The organism is Shewanella glacialimarina (assembly GCF_020511155.1).
In the GTDB taxonomy this organism is placed as follows: domain Bacteria; phylum Pseudomonadota; class Gammaproteobacteria; order Enterobacterales; family Shewanellaceae; genus Shewanella; species Shewanella glacialimarina.
In genome coordinates, this window is sequence record NZ_CP041216.1 from 2,685,122 (window position 1) to 2,699,394 (window position 14,273).

Here is a 14,273-nt window from a genome sequence, read left to right on the forward strand (position 1 = left end):
ATGTTAACCACCACGCTCCCCATGGCTCAATTGCTTAAACAGTGGCAACAAGCAAAATTGATCACCGCGTTAGACAGACACTTTGCCCTTGAGCTCGCCAATATTGAAAACATGGCTGCCTCTAGCGTTATGCCCACAAGCGATATCAAGAGTGTTGATAATACCGATCCAGTTGACCAAGTAGACAGTGATTTATTGCTATTAATCTGCACCCTACTGAGTCAGCAATTGTCGAATCAGCACAGTTGTTTAGTGTTGCATAATATTGTGCTGACTAATCCAATGGCAGAAGACATTGGTAGCCACCCTTTTGCGGTGAGTGCTGAAGCATCATGTCAAATCACAGTCGACCACAATCAATTAATTGAACAACTTAGCCAGCTTAATGCTATCGGTCAGCCAGGTGATAACACGCCAATGATCATCGAATTTAACCGACTGTATCTGAATAAATACTATGTGTTCGAAACTCAGGTAGCACTTAAATTACGCCAACTTGCCAGTATTAATATACTTGCCGACAACCCATTACTGCCTGGCTATTTAGATGATTTGTTCCCACCACAAATCCATAATAGCCATCAATTCGATTGGCAAAAAATAGCCACAGCAACCGCGCTAACCAAAGCGCTTGCCGTCATTACTGGCGGCCCGGGTACCGGTAAAACCACCACAGTCACCAAGTTACTCTTGCTATTACTGACTCAGCAGAGTATGACCATTCGATTAGTGGCCCCAACAGGTAAAGCGGCAGCTAGACTGAGTGAATCAATCAAAGCCTCGAAAAATCGTTTAAGACAAAGCTTAACCGCAAATCAGCAACCTCAAGCACTATTGACCGCATTAGAGGCGATACCTGAAGAAGCCGCCACTTTGCACCGTTTACTCGGTGTCATACCGCATTCCCATCAATTTAGGCATAACAAAGACAATCCATTGCGACTTGATTTGCTGGTCATTGATGAAGCATCAATGGTCGACTTACCTATGATGAACAAAATATTAAGCGCACTGCCGGACAACGCCAGGTTAATTTTATTAGGCGATCAAGATCAATTAGCCTCGGTTGAGGCCGGTGCTGTGTTAGCTGATATTTGCCAGGGACTAAAACAAACTGCACAAACTGCAAAAGCTGACATTAACGTTGACATCAACGCAGATCAAACCAATCTGGCGCCCTGGCGTATGCATTATAGTCAGCAGCAAGCTGACAACATTAAACGCCTTACTGGGCAAGATGTGAGTCAGTTTATTGATACCCTTGACGATAACAATACTCAAAATAATTCTGACACGCATAATACTAACAGTCAGTTTGGCGACAGCTTATGTATGTTGATGCATAGCCACAGATTTAAGGGTGATGCCGGCATTGGCCAATTGGCAAATGCGGTTAATGACGCGAATGTCAGCCATATCCGTCAAGTGTGGCAGCACGGTTATGCTGAACTGAACTGGTTTGAGCATCAAACCCATTCCAATAAAATTAGCGCCAATCAAATCAGTGCTAATCAAGACAACGCTGGTAAACAGCAGTTATTAGCCTTGTCCGTCAGCGCTTATCAGCCGTACTTAGACATGATTCATTTCAATCAAAATGTGTTTAATAATAATGTCGCCAATACGCCTGTTTATGGCGCGGAACAAATTATTGAGCAATATAATCAGTATCGTATGCTGTGCGCCATGCGCGCATCTGAGTACGGAGTCGACGGAATGAACATCGCGATTACTGACAGTTTACGCCAAGCTCAGCTTATTCAACCAAAGCAAGAGTTTTACCTTGGGCGGCCAATCATAGTTCAAAATAATGATTATAATTTAGGCCTGTTTAACGGTGATATTGGCCTGATTTTACAGGACCAGCAAAATCCGGCTCGGTTAATGGCACACTTTATCCAAGCTGATGGCAATTTATTAAAAGTGTTACCCGCAAGACTCCCTAAACATGATACCTGCTTTGCCATGACGGTACATAAATCCCAGGGCAGTGAGTTTGATCAAGTCAGCTTTGTGCTGCCGCCAAGGCCAAGTGTTGCACAGTGGCAACTGCTAACTAAAGAACTAGTTTATACCGCGATCACTCGAGCAAAGAATCACTTCTATTGTTTGGGCAGCACCACTGTGTTTGAGCGAGCGGCGAAACAAGTCACCACCCGAGCATCAGGATTAGCACTGCGTTTATGGGCTCCTGAAGCGAATACTGAGTTGAATGCTGAGATTAAAACTAAGGCTAGCTAGCCTTAGTTTGAAATAAATAAGTGTACTTCAAGCAGATGTTTGTATCGAAAACGGCATTGAATTCACTTATAAAAAGTACACAATAGCCGCATTTGAGCAAACTTTGATCCTGTTTGTCTGCGAAAAACAGCAAAGCCTAGATAATTAAGCTTTGCTGCTGTTTATAACTGAAATATTGTTAACCTCCACTTGCCATTACCTAGTGGGGATCTTTATTATAAGCAGGTCATTTCAGGGCCCATTCATCTAGCCCAATTTTATTCATTTTTAGGAGCAACCATGCCAAAAATTAATCTGCTACTGTTATGTGGTGGTGGCGGCGCAGAACACGATATTTCATTAATGTCGGTTAAGTTTTTTGAGTCATCGCTGGCTAAGTCAGATAAATTCTCGGTACTGCGTTTAGAGCTAGATAAACACGGTCATTATAAAACGCAAGACGGAAAAGTCTGTGAACTGACTAACCGCCGTGAAGTTCGTTTCGAAGATGAAACAATATCAACATGGCCGGTAGATTATGTTATCCCTTGTATTCATGGATATCCCGCTGAAACTGGCGATATACAGTCCTATTTTAATTTAATCCAATTACCCTACTTTGGCTGTGAATCAGAAGCATCAAGCAATTGCTTTAACAAAATCACCGCCAAAATGTGGTTTAGCGCGTTAGGCGTGCCTAATACGCCGTATATTTTTCTGCACCAATATGATGATGACGCAATAGCCCAAGCTACTGCAGCATTTGATAAATGGGGCTCACTATTTATTAAAGCGGCATCTCAGGGGTCATCTGTGGGCTGTTATAAAGTCGATGATAAAACTCACATTGCCAGCATATTAAAAGAGGCGTTTAGCTATTCACCTTATGTCATTGTCGAGCAAACAATTGTGGCAAGAGAACTTGAAGTGGCTGTTTATGAATATCAAGGGGAAGTGATAGCGACAAAACCTGGTGAGATTGTCTGCGACAGTAATAACTTTTATACTTTCGATGAAAAGTATGCCACTAACAGCAAGGCTAAAACCTTTATCGAAGCTATTAATGTCCCCGATGAGATTAGCGAACAAATTCGCGCTTATGCCATAAAAGCCTTTAAAGGCATGAAACTACGTCATTTATCGCGTATTGACTTCTTCTTAACCGCTGACAATCAAATTCTATTGAATGAAATTAATACCTTTCCGGGTTTAACGCCCATCTCTATGTTCCCTAAGATGTTACAAAACCATGGCCATGATTTTACAGCGTATTTAGTGGATGTGATCAACAGGCAAGTTGAGCTGTAATCGACTAATTCATTACTTTAAGTGCATTGTTTAACTTTAAGTGCATTGTTTTAATTTAAACATTTCACAATACAAATAAAAAGGCCAAGCAAATTGCTTGGCCTTTTCGTGTGTTGCTAAAAACGATTAGAAACCTTCTACACCCGCCATGTCAGGTAATTGGTGTGCAATCCCCTTATGACAATCGATACAGGTTTTCTCACCGCTTGCCAATGAGGTTGAATGCATCTGTGACGCACGCTTTGATTGACGAGTAAAGTCCATATAATCAAAGTTATGACAGTTACGACATTCAAGTGAGTCATTTGCCTTCAGACGGGCCCACTCATTTTCAGCTAGGTGACGACGTTTCGCCTCAAACTTTTCACGGGTGTTAATAGTACCAAACACCTTACCCCACACTTCTTTTGAAGCTTGCATTTTACGGGCAATTTTATCGGTCCAGTTATGGGGAACATGACAATCAGGACAAGTTGCACGCACACCACTTCGGTTAGTGAAGTGAATAGTGCTTTGTAATTCCTGATAGACGTTATTCTCCATCTCATGACAACCGATACAGAATTTCTCTGTGTTGGTTACCTCAAGCGCAGTGTTAAAACCACCCCAGAAAATTACCCCTGCAACAAATCCACCTAATGTCAGAAACCCAAGGCTGTAATGAACGCTCGGACGGTTTAGTACCTTCCAAACAACTTTTAGCTTTTCAAACAAATTAGCCAACATAGTCACTCCTAATGCTTAGCAGGTGCTGTAGCATCCATTAGATGATCGAGGTCGACAAAGTCATTTTCGACCAATAGTTTGGCATCTAATTGAATCACATGACACTGGGTACAGTTATAACGTCTTGGAGAAAGCTCAGCCAAGAAGTTGTTATCTCTGTCCATGTAGTGAGTCACGCTAACCATAGGTGCTTGAGAGTGGCCAGTGCTATTGCGAGCATGACACTGCATACACTTATTGACCTTTAAATCTAATTGGTAGCCATCAATCTTGTGAGGGATCAAAGGTGGCTGCATTGGATAATTACGCATTTGCTTTAAATCAGTATTAAGCACTTGCTGCATTGCTGGCGGTGTTGGTTCGATATTAATTGGCGCCAAACGTAAGGTATCAATCTGGTCTTCAGGCACACTGGTCGCCAGTACGCTGAATGATAAACCTAAAATCGCAACCATTGACGCAACTTTGATAATGTTCATGTGTCTTCCCCTTATGCCTTCATAATCTTAATGGCACACTTTTTAAAGTCTGTTTGCTTAGATATTGGATCGGTAGCATCTAAGGTCACTTTATTAATCAGTTGACTTGCATCAAACCAAGGTACAAACACTAAGCCGATAGGTGGCTTATTACGACCACGAGTTTCTACACGTGTCTTAATTTCCCCTCGACGCGAGATGACTTTAATTTCATCACCACGGCGCAAACCACGTTTTTTAGCATCTTCAGGATGCATAAAACACACTGCATCAGGGAAAGCTTTATAAAGCTCTGGTACACGCTGAGTCATTGAACCTGAATGCCAATGTTCAAGCACTCGACCCGTTGATAGCCAAAGGTCGAACTCTTCATCTGGGGCTTCCGCTGCTGGTTCATAAGGTAATGCGAAAATAACCGCTTTACCGTCTGGTTTACCATAGAATTCAAAGCCTTTGCCAGCTTTGACATACGGATCTGAACCTTCACGGAAACGCCATTTGGTTTCTTTACCATCAACCACAGGCCAACGAAGACCGTGCTCTTTATGATATGTGTCAAAATCAGCTAAATCATGACCATGGCCACGACCAAAGGTAGCATATTCTTCAAACAGCCCTTTTTGAACATAGAAACCAAATGCCTCATTTTCATCATTGAGGAACTTAGGATCCGCATCAGCAAGCGGGAACTTTTCGACATTGCCATTTTGATACAAGACTTGATATAAAGTCTTACCTTTAAACTGCGGATTTGCTGCCAATACCGCTTCAGGCCACACTTCGTCAGTAGTGAAGTATTTAGAAAACTCCATTAACTGCCATAAATCGGACTTGGACTCACCCGGTGCCTTGACCATTTGATGCCAGAACTGGGTACGACGTTCAGCATTACCGTAAGCGCCTTCTTTCTCAACCCACATAGCTGTTGGTAAAATCATGTCTGCAGCTTGGGTGGTCACCGTTGGATAGGCATCTGACACCACGATAAAGTTATCTGGGTTTCGGTAACCCGGTAAGCCTTCTTCGTTTATATTAGGGCCAGCCTGCATGTTATTGTTAACTTGGACCCAGTAACAATTTAGATCACCATCTTTAAGGCGGCGGCTTTGCTCAACGGCGTGAAACCCAGGTTTTTCTGGAATAATACCACTTGGGATTTTCCAAATATTCTCAGCAATTTTTCTGTGTTCAGGATTAGTGACCACCATGTCAGCAGGCAAGCGGTGCGAGAAAGTGCCCACTTCACGTGCAGTACCACAAGCTGAAGGCTGACCCGTTAACGAGAAAGGACTGTTACCTGGAGTAGAAATTTTACCCACAAGTAAGTGGATGTTATACATTAAGTTATTACACCAAACACCACGAGTGTGCTGGTTAAAGCCCATGGTCCAGAATGACGTCACTTTAATTTTTGGATCAGCATACAGCTCGGCAAGTTCGAGCAGTTTGTGCTCAGGTACACCCGATAATTTACTGACAGATGTCACATCGTAGTCAGCAACAAACTTTTTAAACTGTTCAAAATCGATTGGGGTTGAATCGTTTGCGGTATCTGCGTTTTTAGACTTCATCTGGGTAGGATGAGTCGCACGTAGGCCATAACCAATGTCAGTGGTGCCTTTACGGAAATTGACATGCTTATTAACGAAATCCCAGTTGACCTTGTCATTTTGGATAATGTAATTAGCAATGAAGTTAAGAATAGCCAAATCTGTCTGCGGGTTAAACACCATTGGCAAATCAGCTAAATCAAATGATCTGTGCTCAAAGGTCGATAATACCGCGACTTTTACATGGGGCGCGCTTAAACGACGGTCTGTCACTCGAGTCCAAAGGATCGGGTGCATTTCTGCCATGTTAGAGCCCCATAATACGAACGCGTCAGCCGCTTCCATATCATCGTAACAACCCATTGGTTCATCAATACCAAAGGTACGCATAAAACCAGCAACAGCAGAAGCCATGCAGTGACGTGCGTTAGGGTCGATGTTGTTGGTACCAAAGCCAGCTTTCATTAGCTTAACGGCGGCATAACCTTCCCAAACAGTCCATTGACCAGAACCAAACATGCCAACAGCAGTAGGTCCTTTTGCCTTAATGGTTGCTTTCCACTTTTGTGCCATGGTTTCAAAAGCCGTACTCCAGCTAACGGGAGTAAACTCACCGTGCTTGTCATACTTGCCATCGGTCATACGCAACATAGGCGTAGTTAAACGGTCACGGCCGTACATAATTTTGGATAGAAAATAACCTTTAACACAGCTTAAACCACGGTTAACTTCACTATTCGCATCACCATGTGTCGCAACGACTTTACCATCACGGGTTGCAACCATCACAGAGCAACCTGTACCACAGAAACGGCAAGGGGCTTTATTCCACTCAAGTTTGGTTTGTTCTGAACTGGTAATGAGGTTACTTGCAGCTGCAGGTAATGCTAATCCAGCGACACTCGCTGCTGCCATTGCGGCATTAGCTTTCATAAAATCACGTCTATTCATTTTCATATCTCACCCTCTTCAAGCTCTTCACTTTGGTGGTAAACCATGGTCGCTGTTAACACGCCGGGTAATGCATTAATTGTCGAAATGTCATCCATTAATGATTTTTGGCTTGTGCCTTCAATCACCACAACAAGCTTGACGTCATTGTTTGCTGAAAGCTCTGCGTTTTTGATTGCCATTATTTTTTGTCTAACATCAGCCATTTTGTCTGGATGTACTTGGACAATTAAACTGGTTACGTGAAGTTCATTGCTCATTAATCACACTCACATGTTTATTTTTCATTTTTTGTTTTTATATTACCCAACACCTGGCGGGCCAGTTAAAATTTGGCTAAACCAGATGCTAAAGCCTAAAGCACTGACCAGAAGTACCGATAAAATAGGTGCTAGGAAGACCGTCAAGAAGATAAAAATTTTCAATTCGAGACTTTTTTCACTTTTAGTGTCTTTACTCATGGAGCCTCCAGGAGTGGTTGGGATTAAGACTTAAAAAATAAGTCATTGTCATTATTTTGCTTTAGATGAATTTTACCGTTAAACAATTTGCGATCTATATACTCACAAATTGGTAAACAAATGATTAGTTGATCTAGATCATTAAAAATAAGTAAACAATTACTCAACATGCAGTGTCTGAAGCATAAATATCGATTAAATATATTATTTAATCTCAACTAGGAATAATAAATGCAGGTGAAACCGTTTTTTGCACCGCTAACTGCGTTGAATTTACTTACAATAGGCTAGCTATTGACGTGTAAATCCGCCTTGGCTAACAGCGTAAAGTTCAGCTTGAAGGGAAACTCTGGAGTGTTGACTATATCAATCCAATTAATTCATCTCTTAACCAGAGTTGAGGTTATTTAACAAAAATAGCTGCTCAAAGATAATGGCGGTGAATATTTCACGGGCAAAATGAAGGGGCAAAATGAAAGGAAAAAATACAGGACATTATGTAATTTAAAGGTAAAACGATGACCTAGGTCTAGCAGACCGCTGAGCAGTTAAATAGGTATGCATGGGTAAAATAAAGATAACGGCTCTCAGTTAAATGGTTCGCTGAGAGCACATAGGGCTATGCTAGCTGAGCGAGTAACGCAGTACTTTTAACGACTTTTGCTCATCGATATCAGCAAAAATATCGGGATTGGCGATACGTTCAACATAATGTAGTTGCGGTGCATTGTCGGACACTTGCTGCATTAAAAAATCACAGCCTAATTCCGGTGCATTTAAACACAACAACACTTCGCCATTATCAGCAAGTAGACTAGATAAACGCTTCAATAAACGCTCATAATCTTTGGTCGCCACAAAACTGCCCTTTTGATTACTTGGAGGGTCGGCAACAATCAAGTCATAGGGACCCAATTTAGTCAGCTTACCCCAGGATTTAAAAATATCATGGCCAAGATACCTTGCCCCTTGAGGTAAATCATTTAATACATGATTTTGTTTACCTATACTGAGGGCACCTTTGCTCATATCCATATTAACCACTTCATCCGCGCCACCAAGTAATGCCACGACAGAAAAACCACAGGTGTAAGCAAATAAATTTAATACTTTTTTACCTTGAGCATGCTGCCGTACCCAGCGTCGACCATTTGCCATATCCAAGAATAAGCCATGATTTTGTCCACGCATGATATGGACATTAAACACAGCGCCCTGCTCTGTTACTACATGATTTTCTGGCACACTACCACTGACCAGTTCAGTCACTGTTTGCCCGCCACTTCGATGTTGAAATACCAAATTCAACTCTTTACTGTCGACTTGCTGATGATACTGTTCGGTGATGGCCGTAAACAAGGCTTGCTGTTCTGGCTCATCCAATGATTTAAAGCTGGTCAGCAGTAGCACGGGAGGATACCAATCGAGACAAAGGTGTTCTTCACCTTGGAATAAACCACCACGGCCATGAAACACCCGCTGAACTTCATTATCAAAAGTAAATTGACTCAAGGCTGTTATTAATCCAGACATAAATATACTGTATTCTCTTTCTATTCTAAATTGGATTCATTTTAGCTATTAACATTTTAATATTAAAAGTTTATTAGCTTATTGATATCGTTTTAGTAGGGCTATTTGGCCGTACTTATATAGTGGTAAATATGAGTGACTCAGTTAAAAACATTAGCTCTTTTGACTTGGTTCATCATCTGTATCATCCAGCTTATTCACCGCAGCGATTGATTCACCCTCCACATTGTCAACTTCTACTTCTTCGCTACTGGCTTGTGCCTCAGAGTCTAATTCGGTCATTTTATCTTCTGCATCGTCGACATTGTCTGCTAATAAAATAGCTAACCACATACCCGACTGACTCGATTCCATGCCAATTTTAACCACCATGGTCAGTGGGACTGATAATAACATCCCAACAGAGCCTAATAACCATCCCCAAAAGATTAATGACAGGAAAACCACTAAGGTTGATAAGCCTAAACCTTTCCCCATAAACTTAGGCTCAATCACATTGCCCATCACCATATTGGTGCCAAAGTAAAGCAATCCTGTTGCCCCTGCCGCGCCGGGACCAAACTGAATAAAAGCCAATAGCACAGCAGGAATGGCGGCAATAATAGAACCTATGTTAGGAATGTAATTAAACAAAAAAGCGATAACAGCCCATAACAATGCATAATCAACACCAATTATAGATAAGCCAATGCCGACAATAATACCGGTTGCTAAACTGACTAACGTCTTAATCATCATGTATTGATTAACTGAATTTAAAAATTTATCGATTTGCTTTAAACGCATATCAGGATCATCTAGCGCCAGATGGAATTTTTTAGGCATGTCTTGTGCTTCGAACAACATAAATACAATGGTCAAAATAATTAAGAATAAATTGGCCATCACATTACCCACACCAGAGAGCATATTAGTGGTCATGCTTAAAGCCATACCGGGATCAAAATACTCTAATACTTTATCTCGGGAGATATTAATATTAAACGACTGGAGTTTATCGAGCACCCATGCAAACTGCTCTATTAGTTGGGCACGATAAACTGGCATTTGCTTTGAAAATTCATTCACTGAACTGCCGACTAGACTTGCTAGCCATAAACCAATTAGCACAATGAATAACATCAGCAGCATCACAGCTAGCGCTTTAGGAATTTTGAACCGACACATTAACGTAATAGCAGGATTACAAATCATTGCTAAAAATGCCGATAAAACAAAAGGCACTACAATAGGACTGGCCGTTTTAATGCCCGCAAGAATAATCACTACGCATGCCATTACAATAAAACTGCGAACCGCCATAGACGATTGATGTATACCCTTCATAGAAGAAAAATCCTTGTTGCTACCGAAGTGCTAAATTAGTTATGTTAAGCTTACTCATTGAAAAATCTTTATTACTAGAAAAATATTATGAAACCAGAAACCGCTATTATACGCATAAAAAATCTTCGTTTACGTACCTATATCGGCATTAAAGAAGATGAAATTCAAAACCAACAAGATGTCATCATTAATGTCATCATTCATTACTGTGCAGACAAAGCTCGCAATAGTGATAACCTAGCAGACGCTCTCAATTATCGCACTATTACAAAAAAAATCATTGCCTTAATTGAAAACAATCGTTTCTTATTACTGGAAAACTTGACCAACCAAACCCTAGAAATAGCCAGTGAGCATCATTGGGTTGAGTTTGCTAGTGTTGAAATTGACAAGCCACATGCGCTTAGATTTGCCGACTCAGTATCAATGGAGCTTTGTTATCAAAAGCCTGCTGAACAGTATTGATCACGTTAGGTATTGATCAACTCAAGATTATACTGCGTATATTGCTGTATACTGCATTTTAAATTATTGGCTAGAGTGGCATATGAATATACTAATCACTGGTGCAACCGGCTTTGTTGGCAAACACTTGGTTGCCAAACTGACTGAACATAAATTAACTGTCCTCTCCCGCGACATTAATCATGCCGCAAAAGTGTTAGGCACTCATCACACTTTTATTGAAGACATTAGCCAGCTGAGCCATTTAAACAATTTCGATGCGGTAATTAATTTGGCTGGCGAACCGATTGTGGCTAAACGCTGGACTAAAAACCAGAAGATCCGCATATGCCATAGCCGTTGGGATATCACTCAAAATCTCAGTCAATTAATCGCTTCAAGCCAACACCCCCCAAAAACATTCATTAGTGCTTCAGCTATCGGTTATTACGGCAGACAAGGCCAGGAACCAGTTGACGAGCATAGCCAATTTCATGATGAGTTCAGTCATCAAATATGTCAAAAATGGGAACAACTGGCCCTTGAAGCAGACTCATCAACCACTCGAGTATGCATACCTCGCATTGGTATAGTGCTGGGTAAAAATGGCGGTGCATTAAGCAAGATGTTACCCCCATTCAAATTAGGCCTAGGCGGCCCGATTGGTAAAGGCAAACAAGGAATGAGCTGGATACACCAGGATGATTTAGTGGCATTGATTATTTGGATGTTGACGACCCCAACAACACGGGGCATTTACAACGCCACTGCCCCAAATCCTGTGAGCAACGCCGAATTTTCATCTGCCTTGGGCAAAGCATTAAATCGCCCAGCAAAAATTATCGCCCCACCTCTAGCGTTAAGGTTAGCCATGGGAGAAATGTCAGAATTACTCACAGAAGGTCAATATGTACTGCCTTCCCATGCGTTGTCAGAAGGATTTACGTTCAAGTTCACCGATGTAAATTCAGCATTAGCGGCCATAGTCTAATACCTGTGGCATCCGCTAACCAACATTGCTGCCAAGCTTATCTGTTTAATGCAGGTAAGCGAACAATTTATCCTAAAGCTTACATTAGCGATTTAATTAAACGAATAATGTTTTGATAACGTGTTGCCAGTACACGATGTTGCTTGTTCACTAAATATAATGGCTCAAAAACGATTAATGCTTGTCCATCCTGATTTTTTGCTATTTGAATATCTCCCTGTTGCACAAAACTTCTTACCGCAAACTCAGGTAATACAGTAAAGCCAAGTCCGTTAGCGACGGGTAATAATATTTGATTAAGCTGATTAACATAACCTGTTGTTTTTATTGTTATCGCCGATTCGGCTTGAAAAAAAGCGGCCTTTAATTGATGCCAATAATAATTGGCATCCGGATGCTCTATCATCCCCAGCAGGGTTAATGACTCAAAGTTGATATTAGGTTGATACGGTTTTCCTGCCACCATTTTAGGCAATACTAAACACAAAGACTGAAGACCTATCTCTGTACTCACTAGCTCAGGTTGCACCACATTTTGATTAACAATACCTAAATCTAATTGATTGGCTAAAACACTTTCAATAATTCGTTTGTTAGGACCCGCTTCTAAATACATGCGTAAATTTGGGTGATTTTGTTGCTCTTTGAGCAAGTAAGGGTATAGCAAAGACGCCATTGAGCCAGAGCAGCCTATTTTGCACTCCCCTGAAAAGGGCGTATCGACAGCTAAATTGTCAAGTAATGCCTGCTGCTGGCTTTGCATTAGGCACGCATAATGATAAACGGCTAGACCGGCTTCAGTCAGTTCAAATCGTTTACCAATGCGATTAATCAATGCACTACCCACCTGCTGTTCAAGCTTTTTAATATGTTGACTCACTCCGGGCTGAGTCATAAAAAGCTTTTCCGCCGTTTGGGTAAAATGCCCAAGCTCAACTAAAGAGATAAACGTGGTTAACCACTGTTGATTTAACATTCCATCACCTCCCTATTCATAACACCACATAACTCATATATAGCGCCGTATAAACATCTAACAAAACATAATAACAAAAAATTATTATAATAAGTATTTATGATAATTTTTAAGTTAAGTTATTTTTAAATACACTAACCTCATTGAAACAAAACATCCGTAACAGCAGAGGTTTTTATGACAAACAATTATCCACGCAGTTTTTCACACATTGGTATTTCAGTGCCAGACATCAAGGCGGCGGTAAAATTCTACACTGAAGTTCTGGGCTGGTATTTAATTATGGAGCCTACTGAAATAACGGAAGATGACAGTGCTATTGGCGAGATGTGTACCGATGTGTTTGGTGCAGGCTGGAAGTCATTTAAGATTGCCCATATGTCTACCGGTGACCGAATTGGCGTAGAACTGTTTCAATTCAATAATCAGGAAAACCCAGAAAATAACTTTGAGTACTGGAAAACAGGAATATTTCACTTCTGTGTTCAAGACCCTGATGTTGAAGGTTTAGCAGAGAAAATTGTTGCCGCTGGCGGTAAAAAACGTATGAAAGCGCCCCGTTACTATTACCCTGGTGAAAAACCATACCGGATGATTTATATGGAAGACCCATTTGGTAATATCTTAGAAATTTACAGCCACAGCTATGAGTTACATTATGCCAGTGGTGCTTATAATAAGTAGGTTGATCTATAAATCGAGATCAAAAAAGCTCAAGCTATAACGGCTTGAGCTTTTTATTATTACCACCATTTCGTGACTGAAATAGTGGTAATGGACTCGTATTAGAACGGCATTTTCATGCCAGGTGGTAATTGCATACCGCCAGTGACTTCAGCCATTTTAGTTTTCTGATTTTCTTCAACACGACGGACGGCATCATTACATGCTGCTGCAATTAAATCTTCCAGCATTTCTTTATCGTCTTCCATCAAACTTGGATCAATTTCAACACGACGCACATTGTGTGCACCTGTCATGGTGATTTTAACTAAACCTGCGCCAGACTCGCCAACAACTTCCATACGGGCAATTTCTTCCTGCACTTTAGCCATTTTGTCTTGCATCATTTGGGCTTGCTTCATTAAGTTGCCCATGCCGCCTTTTCCAAACATAATCTTTTCTCTTTCTCTATTAAATAATCTGAGTTATAGCAAGTCGCCAAAATTAACCTGATTTTACTGAAATTAATCAGATTAGCAAACGGGTTAATATAAATTTGCGAACTTGCTAACCTATTCAAAGTTAAGGTTAACGCTTAATGGCTATTGTCAAACTTCACTATATCTAAGCGATGAATTGTATAAC

At 41.0% G+C, this 14,273-nt stretch carries 14 protein-coding genes; 5 read left to right on the forward strand and 9 right to left on the reverse strand.

Going from position 1 to position 14,273, the window contains the following annotated elements:
• Together recD and FJ709_RS11665 are read left to right on the forward strand one after the other, a co-directional pair.
• Window positions 1-2,241, forward strand: coding sequence for an exodeoxyribonuclease V subunit alpha (recD, locus tag FJ709_RS11660; RefSeq protein ID WP_226410231.1), 2,241 nt, complete (start codon window positions 1-3; stop codon window positions 2,239-2,241).
• 279 nt (window positions 2,242-2,520) lie between these two features.
• Window positions 2,521-3,528, forward strand: coding sequence for a D-alanine--D-alanine ligase (locus FJ709_RS11665; protein WP_226410232.1), 1,008 nt, complete (start codon window positions 2,521-2,523; stop codon window positions 3,526-3,528).
• Between the two features lie 126 nt (window positions 3,529-3,654).
• On the opposite strand, the gene FJ709_RS11670 is transcribed toward FJ709_RS11665, so the two are convergent.
• The 7 genes from FJ709_RS11670 to FJ709_RS11700 form a co-directional block, all read right to left on the reverse strand.
• Window positions 3,655-4,242 (reverse strand): cytochrome c3 family protein, encoded by a 588-nt coding sequence (locus FJ709_RS11670; RefSeq protein WP_226415953.1) that lies wholly within the window; start codon window positions 4,240-4,242, stop codon window positions 3,655-3,657.
• A gap of 20 nt (window positions 4,243-4,262) precedes the next feature.
• On the reverse strand, window positions 4,263-4,709 hold the full coding sequence (locus tag FJ709_RS11675) for a nitrate reductase cytochrome c-type subunit (protein WP_404830054.1): 447 nt from the start codon (window positions 4,707-4,709) through the stop codon (window positions 4,263-4,265).
• A 35-nt stretch (window positions 4,710-4,744) separates the two neighbouring features.
• Window positions 4,745-7,234: a nitrate reductase catalytic subunit NapA gene (gene napA, locus FJ709_RS11680; protein WP_226415955.1), complete on the reverse strand. Its 2,490-nt coding sequence runs from the start codon at window positions 7,232-7,234 to the stop codon at window positions 4,745-4,747.
• A gap of 2 nt (window positions 7,235-7,236) precedes the next feature.
• A complete protein-coding gene (locus FJ709_RS11685; RefSeq protein WP_226410234.1) occupies window positions 7,237-7,494 on the reverse strand; it encodes a chaperone NapD in 258 nt (85 codons plus the stop codon).
• A 42-nt stretch (window positions 7,495-7,536) separates the two neighbouring features.
• On the reverse strand, window positions 7,537-7,695 hold the full coding sequence (locus tag FJ709_RS11690; RefSeq protein WP_226410235.1) for a periplasmic nitrate reductase, NapE protein: 159 nt from the start codon (window positions 7,693-7,695) through the stop codon (window positions 7,537-7,539).
• Window positions 7,696-8,319: 624 nt separating this feature from the next.
• Window positions 8,320-9,228: a class I SAM-dependent methyltransferase gene (locus FJ709_RS11695; RefSeq protein WP_226410236.1), complete on the reverse strand. Its 909-nt coding sequence runs from the start codon at window positions 9,226-9,228 to the stop codon at window positions 8,320-8,322.
• A gap of 153 nt (window positions 9,229-9,381) precedes the next feature.
• Window positions 9,382-10,554: an AI-2E family transporter gene (locus FJ709_RS11700; RefSeq protein WP_226410237.1), complete on the reverse strand. Its 1,173-nt coding sequence runs from the start codon at window positions 10,552-10,554 to the stop codon at window positions 9,382-9,384.
• 87 nt (window positions 10,555-10,641) lie between these two features.
• On the opposite strand from FJ709_RS11700, the gene folX reads away from it, so the two are divergent.
• Both folX and FJ709_RS11710 read left to right on the forward strand, forming a co-directional pair.
• Complete coding sequence (gene folX / locus FJ709_RS11705) at window positions 10,642-11,019, forward strand: dihydroneopterin triphosphate 2'-epimerase (protein WP_226410238.1); 378 nt, start codon at window positions 10,642-10,644, stop codon at window positions 11,017-11,019.
• An 82-nt stretch (window positions 11,020-11,101) separates the two neighbouring features.
• Complete coding sequence (locus FJ709_RS11710) at window positions 11,102-11,989, forward strand: TIGR01777 family oxidoreductase (protein ID WP_226410239.1); 888 nt, start codon at window positions 11,102-11,104, stop codon at window positions 11,987-11,989.
• 79 nt (window positions 11,990-12,068) lie between these two features.
• Here FJ709_RS11710 and FJ709_RS11715 read toward each other — a convergent pair whose 3' ends face one another.
• Window positions 12,069-12,965, reverse strand: a complete 897-nt coding sequence (locus tag FJ709_RS11715) for a LysR family transcriptional regulator (protein WP_226410240.1) — start codon at window positions 12,963-12,965, stop codon at window positions 12,069-12,071.
• 177 nt (window positions 12,966-13,142) lie between these two features.
• Between FJ709_RS11715 and FJ709_RS11720 the strand changes: the two genes are divergently transcribed.
• Window positions 13,143-13,649, forward strand: a complete 507-nt coding sequence (locus tag FJ709_RS11720) for a lactoylglutathione lyase family protein (protein ID WP_226410241.1) — start codon at window positions 13,143-13,145, stop codon at window positions 13,647-13,649.
• Window positions 13,650-13,750: 101 nt separating this feature from the next.
• On the opposite strand, the gene FJ709_RS11725 is transcribed toward FJ709_RS11720, so the two are convergent.
• Entirely contained in the window at window positions 13,751-14,080 is a 330-nt protein-coding gene (locus tag FJ709_RS11725; protein WP_226410242.1) for a YbaB/EbfC family nucleoid-associated protein, read from the reverse strand.
• Between the last annotated feature and the right edge of the window lie 193 nt (window positions 14,081-14,273).

Excerpts from the sequence above, each read along its gene's own strand:
- FJ709_RS11675 (WP_404830054.1), bottom strand. The coding sequence starts at position 4,709 with ATGGTTGCGATTTTAGGTTTATCATTCAGCGTACTGGCGACCAGTGTG.
- FJ709_RS11710 (WP_226410239.1), top strand. The coding sequence starts at position 11,102 with ATGAATATACTAATCACTGGTGCAACCGGCTTTGTTGGCAAACACTTG.
- FJ709_RS11700 (WP_226410237.1), bottom strand. The coding sequence starts at position 10,554 with ATGAAGGGTATACATCAATCGTCTATGGCGGTTCGCAGTTTTATTGTA.
- FJ709_RS11695 (WP_226410236.1), bottom strand. The coding sequence starts at position 9,228 with ATGTCTGGATTAATAACAGCCTTGAGTCAATTTACTTTTGATAATGAA.
- folX (WP_226410238.1), top strand. The coding sequence starts at position 10,642 with ATGAAACCAGAAACCGCTATTATACGCATAAAAAATCTTCGTTTACGT.
- recD (WP_226410231.1), top strand. The coding sequence starts at position 1 with ATGTTAACCACCACGCTCCCCATGGCTCAATTGCTTAAACAGTGGCAA.
- FJ709_RS11665 (WP_226410232.1), top strand. The coding sequence starts at position 2,521 with ATGCCAAAAATTAATCTGCTACTGTTATGTGGTGGTGGCGGCGCAGAA.
- FJ709_RS11720 (WP_226410241.1), top strand. The coding sequence starts at position 13,143 with ATGACAAACAATTATCCACGCAGTTTTTCACACATTGGTATTTCAGTG.
- FJ709_RS11685 (WP_226410234.1), bottom strand. The coding sequence starts at position 7,494 with ATGAGCAATGAACTTCACGTAACCAGTTTAATTGTCCAAGTACATCCA.
- FJ709_RS11725 (WP_226410242.1), bottom strand. The coding sequence starts at position 14,080 with ATGTTTGGAAAAGGCGGCATGGGCAACTTAATGAAGCAAGCCCAAATG.
- napA (WP_226415955.1), bottom strand. The coding sequence starts at position 7,234 with ATGAATAGACGTGATTTTATGAAAGCTAATGCCGCAATGGCAGCAGCG.
- FJ709_RS11715 (WP_226410240.1), bottom strand. The coding sequence starts at position 12,965 with ATGTTAAATCAACAGTGGTTAACCACGTTTATCTCTTTAGTTGAGCTT.
- FJ709_RS11690 (WP_226410235.1), bottom strand. The coding sequence starts at position 7,695 with ATGAGTAAAGACACTAAAAGTGAAAAAAGTCTCGAATTGAAAATTTTT.